Raw genomic sequence first — 251 nt, 5'->3', positions numbered from 1 at the left:
GTCTATAGCACTCAAAAGTTCAATTGCACGAGCATATAAACCAGAATCTAGCGTTTCTTTTGCGTCTTCATATAAAGCGTGTGCAGACTTATTCGGTACACGTTGAATGTCTTCTTGGTCTGGAGCAGACGAACAAGCGCCTAAACTAAGTACAGAAACTGAAAAAACAATGGCAAATGCACGTTTCCCTATTTTATTTATCATTTTATTTGTTACCTTCGATGTCTTCGGCTAGGCCAAGTCGGTAAAAC

Annotated in this window: 1 protein-coding gene; it reads right to left on the bottom strand. The window is 39.4% G+C overall.

Translation table 11 applies throughout. The annotated features are described in order from the left end of the window. Positions 1 to 204 (bottom strand): outer membrane protein assembly factor BamD (locus AAEY83_RS17220; protein ID WP_351061105.1); only part of this gene is annotated, 204 nt, incomplete at its 3' end. Between the last annotated feature and the right edge of the window lie 47 nt (positions 205 to 251).

Source organism: Psychrobacter sp. TB20-MNA-CIBAN-0197 (genome assembly GCF_040309765.1).
Classification (GTDB): domain Bacteria; phylum Pseudomonadota; class Gammaproteobacteria; order Pseudomonadales; family Moraxellaceae; genus Psychrobacter; species Psychrobacter submarinus.
The sequence above is the reverse complement of the archived record's forward strand: the minus strand, read 5'-3'. Positions and strand labels throughout refer to the sequence as shown.